General features: G+C 45.1%; 19 protein-coding genes. All 19 read left to right on the forward strand.

Translation table 11 applies throughout. The features are described 5' to 3' along the window. The first annotated feature begins 17 nt into the window (after positions 1–17). The 19 genes from sucD (at position 18) to flgD (ending at position 18,564) form a co-directional block, all read left to right on the forward strand. On the forward strand, positions 18–920 hold the full coding sequence (gene sucD, locus BTA30_RS06795; protein WP_076760504.1) for a succinate--CoA ligase subunit alpha: 903 nt from the start codon (positions 18–20) through the stop codon (positions 918–920). 114 nt (positions 921–1,034) lie between these two features. After that, complete coding sequence (gene dprA / locus BTA30_RS06800; RefSeq protein WP_076760505.1) at positions 1,035–1,937, forward strand: DNA-processing protein DprA; 903 nt, start codon at positions 1,035–1,037, stop codon at positions 1,935–1,937. Between the two features lie 205 nt (positions 1,938–2,142). Beyond that, positions 2,143–4,218: a type I DNA topoisomerase gene (gene topA / locus BTA30_RS06805; RefSeq protein WP_076760506.1), complete on the forward strand. Its 2,076-nt coding sequence runs from the start codon at positions 2,143–2,145 to the stop codon at positions 4,216–4,218. 76 nt (positions 4,219–4,294) lie between these two features. After that, on the forward strand, positions 4,295–5,599 hold the full coding sequence (gene trmFO / locus BTA30_RS06810; RefSeq protein WP_076760507.1) for an FADH(2)-oxidizing methylenetetrahydrofolate--tRNA-(uracil(54)-C(5))-methyltransferase TrmFO: 1,305 nt from the start codon (positions 4,295–4,297) through the stop codon (positions 5,597–5,599). A gap of 66 nt (positions 5,600–5,665) precedes the next feature. After that, the gene (gene xerC, locus BTA30_RS06815) at positions 5,666–6,580 is read left to right on the forward strand and encodes a tyrosine recombinase XerC (protein ID WP_076760508.1); all 915 of its coding nucleotides are present in this window, start codon (positions 5,666–5,668) and stop codon (positions 6,578–6,580) included. A 13-nt stretch (positions 6,581–6,593) separates the two neighbouring features. Continuing rightward, positions 6,594–7,139 carry an ATP-dependent protease subunit HslV gene (hslV, locus tag BTA30_RS06820; protein ID WP_076760509.1) on the forward strand — a complete coding sequence of 182 codons (546 nt, stop codon included), beginning with the start codon at positions 6,594–6,596 and terminating at the stop codon, positions 7,137–7,139. Between the two features lie 16 nt (positions 7,140–7,155). Continuing rightward, positions 7,156–8,559, forward strand: coding sequence for an ATP-dependent protease ATPase subunit HslU (hslU, locus tag BTA30_RS06825; RefSeq protein ID WP_076760510.1), 1,404 nt, complete (start codon positions 7,156–7,158; stop codon positions 8,557–8,559). 37 nt (positions 8,560–8,596) lie between these two features. Then, the gene (codY, locus tag BTA30_RS06830) at positions 8,597–9,376 is read left to right on the forward strand and encodes a GTP-sensing pleiotropic transcriptional regulator CodY (RefSeq protein WP_076760511.1); all 780 of its coding nucleotides are present in this window, start codon (positions 8,597–8,599) and stop codon (positions 9,374–9,376) included. Between the two features lie 350 nt (positions 9,377–9,726). Then, the gene (gene flgB / locus BTA30_RS06835; RefSeq protein ID WP_076760925.1) at positions 9,727–10,116 is read left to right on the forward strand and encodes a flagellar basal body rod protein FlgB; all 390 of its coding nucleotides are present in this window, start codon (positions 9,727–9,729) and stop codon (positions 10,114–10,116) included. Beyond that, the gene (gene flgC / locus BTA30_RS06840; protein ID WP_076760512.1) at positions 10,116–10,568 is read left to right on the forward strand and encodes a flagellar basal body rod protein FlgC; all 453 of its coding nucleotides are present in this window, start codon (positions 10,116–10,118) and stop codon (positions 10,566–10,568) included. Before flgB ends, flgC begins: the two co-directional genes overlap by 1 nt. A 13-nt stretch (positions 10,569–10,581) precedes the next feature. Next, a complete protein-coding gene (gene fliE / locus BTA30_RS06845; protein WP_076760513.1) occupies positions 10,582–10,899 on the forward strand; it encodes a flagellar hook-basal body complex protein FliE in 318 nt (105 codons plus the stop codon). A 50-nt stretch (positions 10,900–10,949) separates the two neighbouring features. Continuing rightward, entirely contained in the window at positions 10,950–12,551 is a 1,602-nt protein-coding gene (gene fliF / locus BTA30_RS06850) for a flagellar basal-body MS-ring/collar protein FliF (protein ID WP_076760514.1), read from the forward strand. Between the two features lie 13 nt (positions 12,552–12,564). Next, positions 12,565–13,581, forward strand: coding sequence for a flagellar motor switch protein FliG (gene fliG, locus BTA30_RS06855; RefSeq protein ID WP_076760515.1), 1,017 nt, complete (start codon positions 12,565–12,567; stop codon positions 13,579–13,581). After that, positions 13,565–14,332, forward strand: a complete 768-nt coding sequence (gene fliH / locus BTA30_RS06860; protein ID WP_076760516.1) for a flagellar assembly protein FliH — start codon at positions 13,565–13,567, stop codon at positions 14,330–14,332. The genes fliG and fliH overlap by 17 nt, the downstream gene beginning before the upstream one ends. Then, complete coding sequence (gene fliI, locus BTA30_RS06865) at positions 14,332–15,645, forward strand: flagellar protein export ATPase FliI (protein ID WP_076760517.1); 1,314 nt, start codon at positions 14,332–14,334, stop codon at positions 15,643–15,645. The genes fliH and fliI overlap by 1 nt, the downstream gene beginning before the upstream one ends. A 2-nt stretch (positions 15,646–15,647) precedes the next feature. Next, entirely contained in the window at positions 15,648–16,091 is a 444-nt protein-coding gene (gene fliJ / locus BTA30_RS06870) for a flagellar export protein FliJ (protein WP_076760518.1), read from the forward strand. 13 nt (positions 16,092–16,104) lie between these two features. Then, the gene (locus tag BTA30_RS06875; protein WP_076760519.1) at positions 16,105–16,707 is read left to right on the forward strand and encodes a MotE family protein; all 603 of its coding nucleotides are present in this window, start codon (positions 16,105–16,107) and stop codon (positions 16,705–16,707) included. Position 16,708: 1 nt separating this feature from the next. Continuing rightward, positions 16,709–18,100 carry a flagellar hook-length control protein FliK gene (locus tag BTA30_RS06880; protein ID WP_076760520.1) on the forward strand — a complete coding sequence of 464 codons (1,392 nt, stop codon included), beginning with the start codon at positions 16,709–16,711 and terminating at the stop codon, positions 18,098–18,100. Beyond that, complete coding sequence (gene flgD / locus BTA30_RS06885; protein ID WP_076760521.1) at positions 18,100–18,564, forward strand: flagellar hook assembly protein FlgD; 465 nt, start codon at positions 18,100–18,102, stop codon at positions 18,562–18,564. The genes BTA30_RS06880 and flgD overlap by 1 nt, the downstream gene beginning before the upstream one ends. Positions 18,565–18,575: the final 11 nt, after the last annotated feature.

The following is an 18,575-nucleotide window of genomic DNA, read 5'->3' on the forward strand; positions in this document are numbered from 1 at the left end:
AAAGGCAGGGGACCAAAATGAGTGTATTTGTTAATAAAGACACAAAAGTCATTGTTCAGGGGATAACAGGTTCAACCGCTTTGTTTCATACAAAGCAGATGCTTGAATACGGCACGAAAATTGTCGGCGGTGTGACACCGGGAAAAGGCGGCACAGAGGTTGAAGGAGTGCCTGTGTTCAACACGGTGGAAGACGCTGTAAAAGAGACAGGAGCGAACGCGTCTGTCATTTATGTTCCGGCAGCTTTTGCAGCAGACGCGATTATGGAAGCGACAGATGCAGAGCTTGATCTCGTCATCTGCATTACCGAGCATATTCCGGTGCTTGACATGGTGAAAGTGAAAAGGTATATGGAAGGCAAGAAAACGCGTCTTGTCGGTCCGAACTGCCCTGGAGTCATTACGCCGGAGGAATGCAAAATAGGGATCATGCCCGGCTACATTCATAAAAAAGGTCACGTCGGTGTCGTATCGCGTTCAGGAACCCTTACATATGAAGCGGTTCATCAGCTTTCTGAAGCTGGGGTCGGTCAGTCGACGGCAGTCGGCATCGGCGGAGATCCGGTGAACGGCACGAACTTCATCGATGTGTTGAAAGCATTTAATGAAGATCCTGATACACATGCCGTGATCATGATCGGAGAGATCGGCGGAACGGCTGAAGAGGAAGCGGCTGAATGGGTCAAAGCAAATATGACCAAACCTGTTGTCGGCTTCATCGGCGGAAAAACGGCTCCTCCAGGAAAACGGATGGGGCATGCCGGCGCCATCATTTCCGGAGGAAAGGGAACGGCAGATGAAAAAGTTAAAACGATGAACGCCTGTGGAATCGAAGTCGCGGAAACGCCTTCTGTCATGGGTGAAACACTCATCAACGTTTTAAAAGAAAAAGGTCTTTACGAAAAATGCAAGACCCACTAAACTTCAGGTGATGAGGGAATAGGCCGGATGGTCTATTCCCGATTTTTGATCTTGATGATGTTTGTATGGTACTTTCCGAATGTTTTCGTGATCAATCTTTATGGAGGTTTTTGAATGAATGAAAAAAGCGAACTTTTGATTTTGCTCCGCCTTCACGGCATTCTCCCCCCTGTTCAGCTTTCTAAATGGTGGAAAGCAGACCCTTCTTTATCACTTGCAGGCAAAAACACACACCCTTTAACAAAGCTTTCGGCCAATCGATCTGATCTATCCGCCATTCGAAAGCTTGCCGAAAAAGAGCTCCCAAATGTCAAGCGCCTCATCAGAGCCTATCAGGCAGACGGAGTGGACATGATTGCGATTTCCTCTCCTGATTACCCGCCCTCATTGAAAATGATCCATGACCCGCCCCCTGTACTTTTTCTAAAAGGCCATAAAAAACTTCTTGATCAGCATAGACTGATCGGCATCGTGGGAACGAGAAATCCTTCTTCATATGGGAAAAGAGCCGCAGCCTACCTGGCGAGGGAGCTTAGTAAAAAAGACTGGACGATCGTCAGCGGGCTTGCAAAAGGAATCGACGGCCTCTCCCATCAAGAGAGCATCCGTTCAAATGGAACGACAATCGGAGTCATCGCCGGCGGATTCAACCACTTATATCCCCGTGAAAACCGCCAGCTTGCCGAACAGATGGCTGAAGACCACCTCTTGGTATCTGAGCACCTTCCCCGCACAAAACCTCAAAAATGGCACTTTCCAATGCGAAATCGGCTGATCAGCGGTTTGACAGAAGGAATTATTGTCATCCAAGGAAAGGAAAAAAGCGGTTCGCTCATCACAGCTTATCAGGCACTTGAACAAGGGCGGGAAGTGTTTGCAGTGCCGGGTTCAATCTTTGACAGGAACTCGCTGGGACCCGCAAGGCTGATTCAGGAAGGGGCGAAACTTGTATGTGATATCAATGATATTCTCAGCGAACTTCCGCCTTCCAATGTTCAATATACGGAACCTGTTTAGAATTATCGTTTGACAAACTGTATTCGAATATTTAATAATAGTGAGGATTTCAAGTTTAAACGCTTTAATCGGCGTTCATCATATAGGAAGATTACATTCAGACGCTTTTTATTAAAATAATGACTATATAAACGACGATTATGATGAATACAATAAAAAGGCTAAATTGAAAAGAGAGAGAAGACCTCTTGAGGGGGATAATGTTATGTCCGAATACTTAGTCATCGTGGAATCGCCTGCGAAGGCCAAAACGATTGAACGATACTTAGGAAAAAAATACAAAGTCAAAGCATCGATGGGCCATGTCAGAGACTTGCCGAAAAGCCAAATGGGAGTTGACATCGAGCAGAATTTTGAACCAAAATACATTACGATCCGCGGGAAGGGCCCCGTGTTGAAGGAATTAAAAACAGCCGCAAAAAAAGCTAAAAAAGTCTTTCTTGCAGCCGACCCCGACAGAGAAGGGGAGGCCATTGCATGGCATCTTGCCCACAGTCTTGATTTGGACTTGGATTCTGACTGCCGAGTGGTGTTTAATGAAATCACAAAAGAAGCGATCAAAGATTCATTTAAGCATCCGCGCATGATCAACATGGATCTTGTCGACGCCCAGCAGGCGAGAAGGATTCTTGACCGGCTTGTCGGCTATAAGATCAGTCCGATATTATGGAAAAAAGTCAAAAAAGGGCTGAGCGCCGGACGCGTACAATCGGTTGCACTCCGCCTGATCATTGACCGCGAGAAAGAAATCAACGAATTTAAACCGGAAGAATACTGGACGATTGAAGGCACATTTTTAAAAGGAAAAGAATCGTTTGAAGCCAGCTTCTTCGGAATGAACGGCAAAAAGCATCCGCTGAAAAGCGAAGATGATGTCAAAAAAATTCTTTCACAGATCAAAGGCAATGCGTTTGATGTCAAAAAGGTAACGAAAAAAGAACGTAAACGAAACCCGGCTTTGCCGTTTACAACTTCTACGCTTCAGCAGGAAGCGGCGCGAAAACTGAATTTCCGGGCGAAGAAAACGATGATGATCGCTCAGCAGCTATATGAAGGGATCGACCTTGGAAAAGAAGGAACAGTCGGGCTGATCACTTATATGAGAACGGATTCAACCCGGATCTCAAACTCTGCTCAGGAAGAGGCATCATCATATATCGGCGACAATTACGGCAAAGAATTTTTGGGGAACAAAAGAAAGCCGGCCAAAAAAAATGAAAATGCACAGGATGCGCACGAAGCGATCAGGCCGACTTCTGTCATGAGAAAGCCTGCTGATCTGAAGGCTTTATTGGGAAGAGACCAGCTGCGCCTTTACAAGCTGATCTGGGAGCGCTTTGTGGCAAGCCAAATGGCTCCGGCTATCCTTGATACGATGAGCGTTGACCTTGAAAACAACGGGTTGACATTTCGCGCAAACGGGAGTAAAGTCAAGTTTTCAGGTTTTATGAAAGTCTATGTTGAAGGCAGAGACGACCAGATGGAAGAGAAGAATAAAATGCTTCCTAACTTGGCTGAAGGTGACACTGTTCTTTCGAAGGATATCGAACCTGAACAGCACTTCACCCAGCCGCCTCCGCGCTATACGGAGGCAAGGCTCGTCAAAACCCTTGAAGAGCTGGGCATCGGGCGTCCTTCCACATACGCTCCGACGCTTGACACCATTCAAAAACGGGGATATGTAGCCCTTGATAATAAACGCTTTTTACCGACAGAGCTCGGACAAATCGTGCTTGACTTGATTATGGAATTTTTCCCTGAAATCATTAACGTCGAGTTTACGGCCAAAATGGAAAAAGAACTGGATGGCGTTGAAGACGGGAACATTCAGTGGGTGCAGATCATCGATTCCTTCTATAAGGACTTTGAAAAGCGCGTTGAAAAAGCGGAAGCCGAGATGCAGGAAGTCGAAATCGAACCTGAGTATGCCGGGGTCGATTGTGAAGAATGCAGCAACCCGATGGTATATAAAATGGGCCGCTACGGAAAATTCATGGCGTGCTCCAATTTTCCAGACTGCCGAAACACAAAACCGATCGTAAAAGAGATCGGGGTTAAATGTCCATCCTGCAAAACCGGCAACATTGTCGAGCGTAAATCGAAAAAACGCCGTATTTTTTACGGATGTGACCGCTATCCTGAATGCGAATTTGTATCCTGGGATAAACCGCTTGAACGAAAATGTCCGAAATGCGAGGACATGCTTGTAGAGAAAAAGCTTAAAAAAGGTGTTCAGGTACAATGCGTGAATTGCGATTATAAGGAAGAACAACAAAAGTAGCGGTGAGCAGGACTTTGCTCACCTTCTTTGTTGTGTTAAAAGGACAATTCAATTCATAATATTAGGAGATGTAAATATGAATCAAACAGTTAATGTGATCGGTGCAGGACTTGCCGGAAGCGAAGCGGCATGGCAGCTGGCCAAACGCGGAATCAATGTCCGCTTATATGAAATGAGGCCTGTCAAACAGACACCGGCGCACCATACGGATAAATTCGCAGAGCTTGTCTGCAGCAACTCGCTTCGCGCCAATTCTTTAACGAATGCTGTAGGTGTATTAAAGGAAGAGATGCGGATTTTGGACTCTGCGATTATCGATGCCGCTGATCAATGTTCAGTTCCTGCCGGCGGAGCGCTTGCCGTTGACAGGCATGAATTCGCTGCAAATGTAACCGAAAAGGTCAAAAATCACCCGAATGTCACAGTCCTCAACGAAGAGGTGAAGGGCATTCCGGAAGGGCCGACAATCATCGCGACAGGCCCGCTTACTTCTGAATCTCTTTCTGAACAGCTGCGGCAGCTGACAGGCGAAGATTACCTGTATTTTTATGACGCCGCCGCACCGATTGTTGAAAAAGACAGCCTTGATATGAACAAAGTATATTTAAAATCCCGCTATGACAAAGGAGAGGCCGCCTATCTGAACTGTCCAATGACAGAAGAAGAGTTTGACAGGTTCTATGACGCCCTTGTGTCGGCGGAAACCGTTCCATTGAAAGAGTTTGAAAAAGAGATCTTTTTTGAAGGATGCATGCCGATCGAAGTCATGGCCAAACGGGGCAAAAAAACGATGCTGTTCGGCCCGATGAAGCCGGTGGGGCTTGAAGATCCTAAAACGGATAAACGCCCTTATGCCGTCGTTCAGCTGAGACAGGACGACGCTGCAGGGACGCTTTACAATATTGTCGGCTTTCAAACCCACCTCAAATGGGGCGATCAAAAAGAAGTGCTCCGTCTCATTCCCGGATTGGAACAGGCTGAAATCGTCCGCTACGGGGTGATGCACAGAAATACGTTCATCAATTCGCCGAGTCTGTTAAACGCAACCTATCAGTTTAAAAAGCGTGACGATCTGTTTTTCGCCGGACAGATGACAGGGGTTGAAGGCTATGTGGAATCAGCGGCTTCAGGGCTTGCCGCCGGCATCAATGCAGCTCGCCTTGTCCTGGGAAAAGAACCGGTCACATTCTCAAATGAGACGGCGATCGGCAGCATGGCCCATTACATTACGGAAACGAACAAGAAAAACTTTCAGCCGATGAATGCGAATTTTGGGCTTTTCAAGGAATTGGGGGTTAAAATCAAAAATAAGCAGGAGCGAAATGAACAGTACGCTTCGCGCGCATTAGAGACAATTCGAAATATTGCGAAAACGCTATAGTTATTCATTGCCAGATCAACTTGTTATGTGATAACATTTAAAAGCCCTTTTCGAAGAGGTGGAGTCATGGCAAATGTTAAGAATTTTTTAACTTTATTCATTGAATATTTACAAATAGAAAAGAATTATTCAAAATATACAATTGTGGGTTACATTTCTTCTATTGAAGAGTTTGAACTGTTTTTAAGCGTTCAGGGAATCAAGGGCTTTGAGGACGTGACCTATACGGACGTGAGAATTTTCTTGACGGAAGCTCATGAAAAAGGCCTCACTCGCAGAACGATCAGTAAAAAGCTTTCAGCTCTGCGAAGCTTCTATAAGTTTTTGTTAAGGGAAAACCTAGTAAAAGAAAACCCGTTTCTGCTTGTCAGTCTCCCGAAACAGGATAAAAGGATTCCGAAGTTTTTATATGAAAAGGAGCTTGAAGAATTGTTCGGGATGTCTGATCTGAACACTCCGCTTGGGCAAAGAAATCAGGCGCTGTTAGAGCTTCTTTATGCTACGGGCATGCGGGTGAGCGAACTTTGCAGTTTGAAGGAATCTGAGGTGGACCTGTTTTTAGATACGGCGCTGGTTCACGGGAAAGGCAAAAAGCAAAGATATGTTCCGTTCGGTTCTTTCGCCCGAGATGCTTTGGATCTATATTTTCAAAATGGAAGACGCATCCTTCTGGCAAAAGCAAAAGAGCCTGGGCCCTTTGTCTTTTTGAATCAAAGGGGCGGGCCTTTAACCCCGAGGGGGGTCCGTTATATTTTAGGAGAACTGGTCAAGAAGACTTCGGGTACATTACATATACATCCGCACATGCTTCGCCATACATTTGCCACCCATTTATTAAATGAGGGGGCGGATCTCAGAAGCGTTCAGGAACTGCTTGGACATTCAAATCTTTCATCAACCCAAGTGTATACGCATGTATCTAAAGATATGCTCAGAAAGACATATATGTCTCATCACCCTCGGGCACATAAAGGGAAATAAAGGAGGTTCATTTATGTCATCTTTTCACGCAACAACGATATTTGCCGTCCGGCATAACGGAAAAAGCGCGATGGCGGGAGACGGCCAGGTCACCTTCGGCCAGGCTGTCGTCATGAAACATACGGCAAGAAAAGTCAGGAAGCTGTTTAACGGAAAAGTGATGGCCGGGTTTGCGGGCTCTGTTGCAGACGCTTTCACGCTTTTTGAAAAGTTCGAAGCAAAGCTGGAGGAGTACAACGGCAATTTGCAGCGGGCGGCTGTCGAGCTTGCGAAAGAGTGGCGCAGCGATAAAATTCTCCGAAAGCTTGAAGCGATGCTGATCGTCATGAATGCCGACAATCTTCTGCTCGTTTCAGGAACAGGGGAAGTGATTGAACCTGATGACGGCATATTGGCGATCGGCTCCGGAGGAAATTACGCCCTCGCTGCGGGAAGGGCGCTGAAACGTCATGCCGGTGAACAGCTTGAGGCTAAACAAATTGCAAGAGCTGCTCTTGAAACTGCGGGCGAAATCTGTGTGTATACGAACGATCAAATCATTGTAGAAGAACTTGAGTAGAAAGGATATGAGGCATATGGAAAAAAAGCCGCTGACTCCGAAGCAGATTGTCGAACGGCTTGATCAGTACATCATCGGCCAGATCGAAGCGAAAAAAGCGGTTGCCGTTGCTTTAAGAAACCGCTATAGAAGAAGTCTTCTTGATGAAAAGCTGCGCGAAGAAATCGTTCCGAAAAACATACTCATGATGGGCCCGACGGGAGTGGGGAAAACCGAGATTGCAAGACGGATCGCAAAGCTCGTCGGAGCTCCGTTCGTGAAAATCGAAGCGACGAAATTCACGGAAGTCGGCTATGTAGGCAGAGATGTTGAATCAATGGTCAGAGATCTTGTTGAAACCTCTGTCCGCCTCGTCAAAGAAGAAAAAATGAACGAAGTAAAAGGCATCGCCGAAGAAAATGCAAATAAACGGCTTGTCCGCCTGCTCGTACCGGGAAGAAAAAAACAGTCGGGCGCAAAAAATCCCTTTGAAATGCTGTTTGGCGGAAATCAGGACCAGCAAAATGATGATGCGGAAAAACAAGAAGAAGCAGACATTGAAAATAACCGGAAACGGATCGCCCATCAGCTTGCCCTCGGCGAACTTGAAGACCATTATGTCACAGTCGAGGTTGAGGAACAGCAGCCATCGATGTTTGATATGCTTCAAGGCTCGGGTATGGAACAGATGGGCATGAACATGCAAGATGCGCTCAGCAGCCTGATGCCGAAAAAGAAAAAACCCCGCAAGCTTACTGTCAGAGAAGCGAGAAAGGTGCTGACAAATGAAGAAGCGGCAAAGCTGATCGATATGGATGAAGCCGCTCAGGAAGCTGTGCTGAGAGCTGAACAATCAGGCATCATCTTCATTGATGAAATCGATAAAATCGCCAAAAAAAGCGGAGCATCTTCTTCAGCGGACGTCTCAAGAGAAGGCGTGCAGCGCGATATCCTGCCGATTGTCGAAGGCTCGACCGTTATGACGAAGTACGGCGCAGTCAAAACAGATCACATGCTTTTTATTGCGGCAGGCGCATTCCATATGGCAAAGCCGTCTGATTTAATTCCTGAGCTTCAGGGCCGTTTTCCGATCAGGGTTGAATTGAAAAAGCTGAGCATCGAAGATTTTGTGAAAATCTTAATTGAACCGGACAATGCTCTTCTTAAGCAGTACAAAGCTTTATTGAAGACTGAAGGTATATCTCTTGAATTTTCTGACGATGCTATTCGTAAGATTGCAGAAGTGGCTTATCATGTGAACCAGGACACAGACAACATCGGGGCGAGAAGGCTTCATACCATTCTGGAACGGCTTTTGGAAGAACTGTCATTCGAGGCTCCGGACGTGATGATGGAACAAGTCGTCATCACACCGCAGTATGTGGAAGAAAAGCTAGGTTCGATCGCCAAGAATAAGGATTTAAGCCAGTTTATTTTATAAACAATTAAATATGAGTAATTTAGGAGGATCATTTATTATGGCTTTATTACAAAAAACAAGAAAGATTAATGCAATGCTGCAAAACGCGGCAGGGAAGCCGGTTAACTTCAAAGAAATGGCTGAAACGCTTCGCGATGTAATTGATTCGAACATTTTCGTCGTCAGCCGCAGAGGAAAGCTTCTCGGTTTCTCTATTAATCAGCAGATTGAAAATGACCGGATGAAGAAAATGCTTGAAGAACGCCAATTTCCCGAAGATTATACGAAAAGCCTGTTCAACATTCCGGAAACATCATCTAACCTTGATATCAACAGCGAATATACGGCATTTCCTGTAGAAAACCGCGACCTTTTCCAAGCGGGGCTGACAACGGTTGTTCCGATTATTGGCGGTGGCGAGAGACTGGGAACTTTAATTCTTTCCCGTCTTCAAGCAAAATTTGAAGACGATGACCTCATTCTTGCTGAATATGGAGCAACAGTCGTCGGAATGGAGATTCTGAGGGAGAAAGCTGAGGAAATTGAAGAGGAAGCGCGGAGCAAAGCAGTCGTCCAAATGGCGATCAGCTCATTGTCATACAGTGAGCTTGAAGCGATCGAGCATATTTTTGAAGAGCTGGACGGAAATGAAGGTCTCCTCGTCGCAAGTAAAATTGCAGACCGCGTCGGCATTACGCGCTCGGTGATCGTTAACGCTCTGCGTAAATTGGAGAGCGCCGGTGTCATCGAATCAAGATCGTTAGGGATGAAAGGCACGTATATCAAAGTCCTAAACAACAAATTCCTGATGGAATTAGAAAAGTTGAAATCTCATTAAAGAAAGACGCTGCAGAACGATATGTTCTGCAGCTTTTTTTTATTTCATTTTTTAATTATACTATAGTAATTTTTTTCGCAGCTAAAACGCTATTAATGCTTATTCAAAGCGATGAATTACCGAAATAAAGTTTTGTTAGTATAATTTTCAAGAAGTTTAACATCTGTAACATTACATAGTCCTTATAATCTAGTACAAAAGACCTATTCGTAAAATAGATATATATTACGATTTTTTTTTACGCTCAGATCATAGACTTTAAGCCTATTATTCCTTACAATAGGCTTATGGTTTTTACAATTCTCGACAAGATTTTAAGACAGCTGGAAAAAGATTGGAGGTATTTGGTGGTGGATATATTTTCAGGAACAATACATAGACTAGAGGGAGCCTTGGGACAAGCGAATGTTAAGCAAAAAGTCATAACCAATAATCTCGCTAATGTAGATACACCGAACTATAAGGCGAAAAGAGTATCTTTCAAAAACGTGCTGAATGAGGAGTCCTCTCGCCTTAATGCTATAAAAACAGACTATAGACACATTGACTTTAAAAGCAATGAGTCAAATTATTCAGTCGTGTCGAGTAATCAGACATCATATCAGGAAAACGGAAATAATGTCGACATTGACAAGGAAATGAGCGACATGGCGAAAAACCAGATCCAATACCAAGCATTAGTCGAAAGAATGAGCGGAAAACTCAATTCACTCAAGAGTGCGATTACGGGAGGTAAATAATGGGGGTATTCAATAGCATCAACATTTCAGCTTCAGCTCTGACTGCACAGCGGGTCAGAATGGATACCGTTTCTTCCAACTTGGCAAACATGGATACAACAAGAGCGAAACGAGTGGACGGAGAATGGCAGCCTTACAGAAGAAAGCTCGTATCGACAGCTCCGAAAGGCGAATCCTTTTCATCCGTCCTTCAATCATCAATGAATGCCTCAAGCAGAATCGGTGAAGGGGTAAAGGTGACAAATATCAGCGAAGACGAAACACCGTTTAAACTCGTATATGATCCAACACATCCGGACGCCAACGAAGATGGCTATGTTCAGATGCCAAATGTCGATCCTCTAAAAGAGATGGTGGACTTAATGAGCAGCACAAGGTCTTATGAAGCGAACGTCACTGCGATGAACGCAACGAAAGGAATGCTCATGAAAGCTTTAGAAATCGGAAAGTAGGGTGATGACACTGATGATCAACGGAATCTCTCCGTTTCAAGTACAATCCGCACAAGCGGGAACAAACGTAACAAGCCAAATCCATAACAAGCCGACCGGTTCTGAAAACCAAGTCAGCTTTTCAAACGTGCTGAAAGATTCTATCAATGCTTTAAACCAATCTCAAAATGAATCTGATAAACTGACAAACGCGCTTGCACTCGGTCAGGATGTCAATCTGGACGAAGTCATGATCGCGTCTCAGAAGGCTAGTGTTACACTAACCGCAGCGACAGAGTTCCGCAACAAGGCGGTCGAAGCTTATCAGGAAATCATGAGAATGCAAATGTAGGAAAGGAGTCTGAAAGCGAAGAGAATTAGTGTAACTACCGGGGGAGTAAGATGAATCGTACTTTATTGCAAATTAAAACGAAAATAACTGATTTTTGGAAAAATCGATCTAAACTGCAGAAAACACTGATTGTCGGCGTTTTTGCTGCAGCGGTCATCCTGTCGATCATCATAGGTATTTTTGCCTCGTCAAATAAGATGGCGCCGCTATATAAGGATTTGTCAGCTGAAGAAACCGGCCAAATTAAACAAGTCCTCGATGAAAAAGGAATTCCTTCAGAAGTTGCAACCGACGGTTCTGTCATCAAAGTTCCTGAAGAAAAAGTCGATACACTGAAAGTTGATCTGGCGGCAGAGGGCCTTCCGAAAAGCGGAAGCATCGATTACTCATTCTTTGGCGAAAACGCCGGTTTTGGTATGACGGACAACGAATTTGATGTTTTGAAAGTGAAAGCGACCCAAACCGAGCTTTCAAATCTCATAAAGGGCATCGAGGGCATTAAAGATTCAAAAGTCATGATCAACCTTCCGAAAGACTCCGTTTTTGTCGGGGAGGAAAAGCCGGAAGCTTCGGCTTCGATCGTGCTTCAAGTGAAGCCGGGCTATACGCTTGATCAGAATGAAATCAACGGCCTTTATCATCTCGTATCGAAAAGTGTGCCAAACCTTGATCCGAAAAACATCGTCATTATGGACCAAAACTCCACATACTACGATCAAACTGGCAAAGAATCAGGCTCTTATGCGGACAGCTACTCTTCCCAGAGGGAAGTCAAGGCTCAAATCGAAAAGGACCTTCAAAGACAAGTTCAATCGATGCTGGGCACCATGATGGGACAGGATAAAGTGGTTGTATCCGTTACATCTGACATCGATTTTACAAAAGAAAACAGGACGGAAGACCTGGTCGAGCCCGTTGACAAAGAAAACATGGAAGGGATCACCGTCAGTGCAGAACGCGTCAGTGAAACCTATTCCGGACAGGGAGCACAAGCCGGAGGCATCAACGGAACAGGCGAAAATGATGTGACCAACTATGCCGAAGCAGAAGGCGAAAACGGCAACGGAGACTACGAAAAAAGCGAAGAAAGAATTAATAACGAAGTCAACAGAATTCACAAAGAAATCGCTGAGAGCCCTTATAAAATCAGAGATTTGGGTGTTCAGGTCATGGTTGAACCGCCTGATGCCGACAATCCGCAGTCACTCCCTGCCGAAAGGGAAGATGACATTAAGAAAATCCTCTCTACGATTGTTAAAACATCAATTGATAAAAACTATGAGGAAGAGCCTCTGACAGACGAAGATGTTGAAAACAAAATCGTTGTATCTGTTCAATCGTTTGACGGCAAGCAGACAATGGATCAAGAGGAAGAAACAGGCGGCATTCCGCTTTGGGCTTATATTGCAGGCGGAGCTCTACTGATTGCGCTGATCGGTTTCATCATCTGGCTGGCAAGAAGACGCAAAAATGCAGATGAAGAGTATGAGGAAGAATGGTATGAGGTGCCGCAGGAACCAATAAGGGTTGAAGATGTTAACAATGAAAAAGAGACGGAAGAAACTGTCAGACGAAAACAGCTTGAAAAAATGGCGAAAGATAAGCCTGAAGAATTCGCTAAATTACTGCGCAGCTGGCTGACCGAGGATTAGGAGGAGTATTGAAATGGCAAAATCGAAACAAGACAGGCTTACAGGCAAACAAAAAGCGGCCATTCTCATGATATCCTTAGGGCTCGATGTGTCAGCTTCGGTTTACAAGCATTTAACAGATGAAGAAATTGAAAGACTGACCCTTGAAATATCAAATGTCAGATCTGTATCACCTGAGAAAAAAGATGATATCATCCAGGAATTTCATGAAACGGCTGTCGCTCAGGAATATATTTCACAAGGCGGGATTCACTATGCAAAGCAGGTGCTTGATAAAGCGCTCGGTGAAGACAAAGCCGCCAACATTATCAACCGGCTTACATCATCTCTTCAAGTCAGGCCGTTTGATTTTGCCAGAAAAGCAGACCCTGAGCAGATCCTGAACTTTATCCAGCACGAGCATCCGCAAACCATTGCTCTGATTTTATCCTACTTAGACCCTGTGCAGTCCGGGCAGATCTTATCTGAACTGAACCAGGACGTACAGGCTGAGGTTGCAAGGCGGATCGCTGTCATGGACAGGACATCACCGGAAATCATCAATGAAGTCGAACAGATTTTAGAGCAGAAGCTCTCATCTACCTTCACTCAGGATTATACACAGACCGGCGGCATCGAAGCCGTTGTGGAAGTGTTAAACGGAGTTGACAGAGGAACGGAGAAAACGATCCTTGATGCCCTTGAGATTCAGGATCCAGAGCTGGCCGATGAGATCAAGAAACGGATGTTTGTCTTTGAAGATATCGTGACACTTGACAACCGAGCCATTCAAAGGGTTATCCGCGACGTTGAAAACGATGACCTGCTGCTGTCCCTGAAGGTGGCCAGCGAAGAGGTCAAAGACATTGTCTTCAGCAACATGTCGCAGCGTATGGCTGAGACATTTAAGGAAGAAATGGAGTTTATGGGGCCTGTGCGTCTGCGTGATGTAGAAGAAGCTCAGTCAAGAATCGTCAGCGTCATCCGGAGACTTGAAGAAGCAGGTGAGATCGTCATCGCCAGAGGCGGAGGAGATGATATCATTGTCTAATATTATTAAACAGCGATCATCATCAATGCCGGAAAAGAAACGGCGGACGATTTCATTAAGGGAAATCAAACTTCCCGAAAGCGAGGCTGACTTTTCCGCTGAGCAGGATCCGGAATTTCTTCTCAAATCTGCTCAGCAAGAGGCAGGCAAAATATATGAAAAGGCCAATGCTGAACTTGAACAAATCCGCCGGCAAATCGAAGAGGAAAGATCGAGCTGGGAAACAGAACGCGAGGCATTGATTGAACAGGCAAAAAAAGAAGGATTTGAGGCAGGGTTTGAACTGGGAAAGAATGAGGCTCGAAAAACCTATGAATCTTATTTGGAAGATGCCAATACCATCGTCAGAACAGCAAGGCGGGACTACGAAGAAAAAATTGAGCAATCTGCCGAAGAAATCGTCACACTTGCCGTTTCCCTGGCCAAAAAGGTATGGGGTCAAAAGTCTGATGACAAGGCAGCTTTCATGACCCTTGTGAAACAGGTGCTGTCTGAAATGAAAGAGTTTGATGACATTTCGATTTATGTGGACCCGGACTACTATACAGAAGTTCAAAGCCATAAAAACGAACTCGAAGCGCTTCTCCAATACGGTTCCCATATAGCGATTTATGCCGATGACAAAGCGGCAAAAGGAACGTGTTATGTTGAGACGGCCTTCGGAAGAATCGATGCAGGGATCGATACGCAATTGCAGCAGCTGAAACAAAAACTTATCAGTCTGCTGGAAACGGCAGGTGAAGGACGTTGATGCTCAGCCAGCTGCTTGAATGTATTGAAACGGCGGATTCTTATAAGCGATACGGCAAAGTCAAACAGGCCGTCGGTTTAATGATCGAATCAAAAGGACCCGAATGCTCGATCGGTGACGTCTGCAAGATTTATACAAAAGGAGACAGTCCGAAAGCAATCACCGCGGAAGTCGTTGGTTTCAAAGACCAAAATATTCTTCTCATGCCTTATCTTGAAGCATCAAACATCGCTCCTGGCAGCATTGTTGAAGCAACTGGCGAATCATTGCGGATCAAGGTCGGTTCCGGATTGATCGGGCAGGTAGTCGATGCATTCGGCACCCCGCTTGACGGCAGTATACTGCCCAAAGGCCTGGCTCCTGTTTCAACAGATCAGGCGCCGCCCAATCCGATGAAAAGGCCGCCGATCAGAGAAAAAATGGCGGTTGGCGTCAGATCGATTGACAGTTTGTTAACCGTCGGAAAAGGACAGCGCGTCGGAATATTCGCAGGAAGCGGTGTCGGGAAAAGCACGCTGATGGGAATGATTGCGAGGCAAACGGCAGCAGATCTGAATGTTATCGCCCTAGTCGGAGAGCGGGGACGGGAAGTCAGGGAATTTATTGAGAAAGACCTTGGCGAAGAAGGGTTAAAGCGCTCGATCATCGTTGTGGCGACTTCTGACCAGCCCGCGTTGATGAGACTGAAAGCGGCTTATACCGCAACGGCAATCGCCGAATATTTCCGCGACAAAGGCCAAAATGTCATGTTTATGATGGATTCGGTGACAAGGGTTGCCATGGCTCAGAGAGAAATCGGTTTAGCGACGGGAGAACCGCCGACAACAAAGGGTTATACACCCTCGGTGTTCGCTATTTTACCTAAGCTTTTAGAACGAACGGGGACAACCGAAAGCGGATCGATTACGGCTTTTTACACGGTTCTTGTCGATGGTGATGATATGAATGAACCGATTGCCGATACTGTCAGAGGGATTTTGGACGGTCATATCGTCCTTGACCGGAGTCTGGCGAATAAAGGCCAGTTTCCCGCAGTCAATATCTTAAAAAGCATCAGCAGGGTCATGGCCAATATTGCTGATAAAGACCATATAAGAGCGGCGAACCGGTTCAGAGAGATGCTGTCAACCTATCAAAATTCAGAGGATCTTATCAACATCGGAGCCTATAAAAAAGGATCTTCCCGAGAAATTGATGAAGCCATACAGTTTCATCCCAAGCTGATCAGCTTTCTGAAGCAGGAAGTCGATGAAGCGGCAGTTCTGGAAGACAGCATTTCCTTATTAAAGAGTCTTATAGGAAGAGAGGATTAAGAATGGCTTATTCATTTAAATTTCAAAAGCTGTTAGAGCTTAAAGAAAATGAAAAAGACCAATCATTCGCTGAATATCAACATTCAGTCTCTGAATTTGAAAAGGTTGCTGAAAAGCTCTATGAAAGCATGCATCAAAAAGAAACGCTTGAGAAAAACAAAGAAAGCAAGCTCCAGACGGGGATGAGCGTTCAGGAAATGAGACATTATCAGCAGTTTGTCACAAACCTTGAGACGACCATTTTCCATTATCAAAAGCTTGTCATGATGAAAAGAAACGAAATGAATGAAAAGCAAAACGACCTGACAGAAAAAAATATTGAACTCAAAAAATTTGAAAAAATGAGAGAGAAGCAGTTTGAAATGTACGCATTACAAAACAAAGCAAATGAATTGAAAGAAATGGACGACATCTCCATGACCCAATTCATGACTCAAGGAAACTAGGAGTAGAAAAACGATGGCCGAAGAAAAAAAAACCGGTAAATTTCAGACATTTTTGTTTGTGGTCGTCATTCCGCTGATCTTTATAGTCATTATAGGGTTCGTCGGCATGTGGCTTTTAGGTGTTAACGTTCAGGATGCAGCCTCCAAAATTCCCGTCGTAAAGGATTTTGTTCAAAACAAGGACGAGAATCAGGAGAAAGATCGTGCAGCGAAGCAGCAGGAAAACACAGCGGATAAGCTTCAAAAAACAATCGATGAACAAAAAAGTGAAATCGAAACGCTGACGAGTGACTTAAAAACGAGCGATACCGAGATTAAAAGGCTCAAACAAAAAATCAGCTCACTGGAAAAAACGGAAAAAGACGAAAAAGAGCAGGATGGCGAAAACGCAGAAGATCAGAAGGTCGGAAAAGTCGTCAAAATTTATGAAAGCATGCAAAGCAATAAAGCTGCAAAGATATTAAGCGAATTAAAAGAGCAAGAGGCAATCAAGATTTTAGATTCATTAAGCAAAAAGAAAGTGACGGAAATCCTCTCAAAAATGTCTCCTGATAAAGCGGCTCTCTTCACTGAGAAGCTGGCAAAAAATGAAGAGGAAAAAGAAGGGGGGGAATAGGTTGAGGCTTCTTGACACGATCTCTTTTGATGCTTTACCGCCGGCGGAGAATGCATCTGCAAAAACAACAAGCCGGACATTTGCAGGCTCCTTATTTCAGAACGTGCTGCAACAAGAAAACGGGATGCTCTCCGTCAGTGAAAAAGGTGGAGAGGACTCTTCAGAAAGCCAGCTGGAACAGCTGCTTAAGGAGCTTGAAAATTTCCTCTCCGGAAAGAACGGAGCTGAATTGGACGAAGACTGGCTGAGCGCCTTTCAATCGCTTGATGATGTGTCCGCTTCTCAAGAAGAACTGGCACTGGCCGAACAACTCTTACATAAATTAAGGGCGCTCCTTGGGGATGCCGTTGAAATGCAGCCATCTGAAGAAACGGAAACGTTTAACGAAGAGGCATCCCTTGGCGAAGAACCTGAAACAAAAGAGCCGAAGCTGCCGGATAGCAACGCTCTTAGTCAAATACAGCAGCTGCTTTCTCTGATGATCCATGAGAATCAGCCGTCACAAAAAGCTTCTCAGATTGCCGAATTATTCGAGAAGGCGCCTGCATTTCTCGCTGCACTGCAGACAAAAGCAGGTTCCGAGGGGCTGGCAGAGGAGCTCAAACGCCAATTTTTCACAAAAGATCCGAGCCAGTCTCAGCTTTTGGCCATGTCAACTGCTGAACTGAAAAGCCTGAAAAGTGTAATGGAGCAGATGATGAATGACAGCTCCGAAACGGGGCAAAAAGAGTGGAAGCTGGCGGAAAGCGAACTGAAAGCCATGCTGATGAACAAGAAAACCGATATCCCGATTTTTGATAAACCTCTGTCATTTATTCTGAAAAACAGAGACATTCAAGAGAACGGGAAGCCGGTTCTTCACGAACAGCCGATTCAATCTAATGGACTGATGAACCAGCATCGGACAGGCACAGCTCTGCTTCAGGGCCTTCAAACGGGGACCGCAGATGAAGCTTCAGCTCAGCCCAAAAGCTTCCCGGAACAAATTCTGAGCTCCTGGAAACAGATGAAGTTCACACCGTTCGGGAGATCGACAGGCAGTTTTACGATCCGTCTGAATCCTGAAAATCTGGGATTTATTACGATTAAATTGGTCAAACAGCACGGGATGTTTTCCAGCAAAATCATTGCCTCGACCGAGTCGGCAAAAGAGCTTTTGGAACACAATCTGACACATCTCAAACAGGCCCTGCCAAACATGGCTGTGCAAATAGACCGCTTTGGCGTGCCGGTTCAAAATGGAGATCAAACCTTAGGCCAATCGAGTGATGATCAAAAAAATCACCAGCAGCAGAAGCAGGATCAGGAAAAAGACCAAGAAAACGACGATTTTCGAGAATTTTTGGATGAACTGATCGAGACCCGAGTCCAGGATAGCGAGGAGGAGATCTAATGTCTGATACATCAGTTGACACAAGGACCCAAATAGGAAATACAAAAACGCAGTCGACAACGTCCAATTATTTGTCTGATGCAAAAAAAACGGAGAAATCAAGCGGCTCAAATTTGGGGAAGGATGAATTTTTGCAATTGCTTATGAAACAACTGCAATATCAAGATCCTTTAAACCCGATGGATGACCGCGAATACATCTCGCAAATGGCGACTTTTTCAAGCCTTGAGCAATTAACCAACTTAAATAAAACGATGTCGTCGTTTGTCGGACTTCAAGACCCGATGTCAATGTATGTCGGCTGGATTGGAAAAGAAGTCACATTTGAGGATGCCAACGAAGAGGAAAAAACAGCGCTTATCAAATCAGTCAAAAGCGCAGAGGGCCAATACTTGCTTGTCCTTGACGACGGAACCGAAGTCAGTCCATGGAATGTGACCGCGGTCGGCGATTCTGACAAATAAAAACAGAGAAT

This window comes from Bacillus swezeyi, from assembly GCF_001969815.1.
Lineage (GTDB): Bacteria > Bacillota > Bacilli > Bacillales > Bacillaceae > Bacillus > Bacillus swezeyi.

Bases quoted from the DNA above. Each gene is read 5' to 3' on its own strand.
- sucD (WP_076760504.1), top strand. From the start codon at position 18: ATGAGTGTATTTGTTAATAAAGACACAAAAGTCATTGTTCAGGGGATA.
- dprA (WP_076760505.1), top strand. From the start codon at position 1,035: ATGAATGAAAAAAGCGAACTTTTGATTTTGCTCCGCCTTCACGGCATT.
- topA (WP_076760506.1), top strand. From the start codon at position 2,143: ATGTCCGAATACTTAGTCATCGTGGAATCGCCTGCGAAGGCCAAAACG.
- trmFO (WP_076760507.1), top strand. From the start codon at position 4,295: ATGAATCAAACAGTTAATGTGATCGGTGCAGGACTTGCCGGAAGCGAA.
- xerC (WP_076760508.1), top strand. From the start codon at position 5,666: ATGGCAAATGTTAAGAATTTTTTAACTTTATTCATTGAATATTTACAA.
- hslV (WP_076760509.1), top strand. From the start codon at position 6,594: ATGTCATCTTTTCACGCAACAACGATATTTGCCGTCCGGCATAACGGA.
- hslU (WP_076760510.1), top strand. From the start codon at position 7,156: ATGGAAAAAAAGCCGCTGACTCCGAAGCAGATTGTCGAACGGCTTGAT.
- codY (WP_076760511.1), top strand. From the start codon at position 8,597: ATGGCTTTATTACAAAAAACAAGAAAGATTAATGCAATGCTGCAAAAC.
- flgC (WP_076760512.1), top strand. From the start codon at position 10,116: ATGGGGGTATTCAATAGCATCAACATTTCAGCTTCAGCTCTGACTGCA.
- fliE (WP_076760513.1), top strand. From the start codon at position 10,582: ATGATCAACGGAATCTCTCCGTTTCAAGTACAATCCGCACAAGCGGGA.
- fliF (WP_076760514.1), top strand. From the start codon at position 10,950: ATGAATCGTACTTTATTGCAAATTAAAACGAAAATAACTGATTTTTGG.
- fliG (WP_076760515.1), top strand. From the start codon at position 12,565: ATGGCAAAATCGAAACAAGACAGGCTTACAGGCAAACAAAAAGCGGCC.
- fliH (WP_076760516.1), top strand. From the start codon at position 13,565: ATGATATCATTGTCTAATATTATTAAACAGCGATCATCATCAATGCCG.
- fliI (WP_076760517.1), top strand. From the start codon at position 14,332: ATGCTCAGCCAGCTGCTTGAATGTATTGAAACGGCGGATTCTTATAAG.
- fliJ (WP_076760518.1), top strand. From the start codon at position 15,648: ATGGCTTATTCATTTAAATTTCAAAAGCTGTTAGAGCTTAAAGAAAAT.
- BTA30_RS06875 (WP_076760519.1), top strand. From the start codon at position 16,105: ATGGCCGAAGAAAAAAAAACCGGTAAATTTCAGACATTTTTGTTTGTG.
- flgD (WP_076760521.1), top strand. From the start codon at position 18,100: ATGTCTGATACATCAGTTGACACAAGGACCCAAATAGGAAATACAAAA.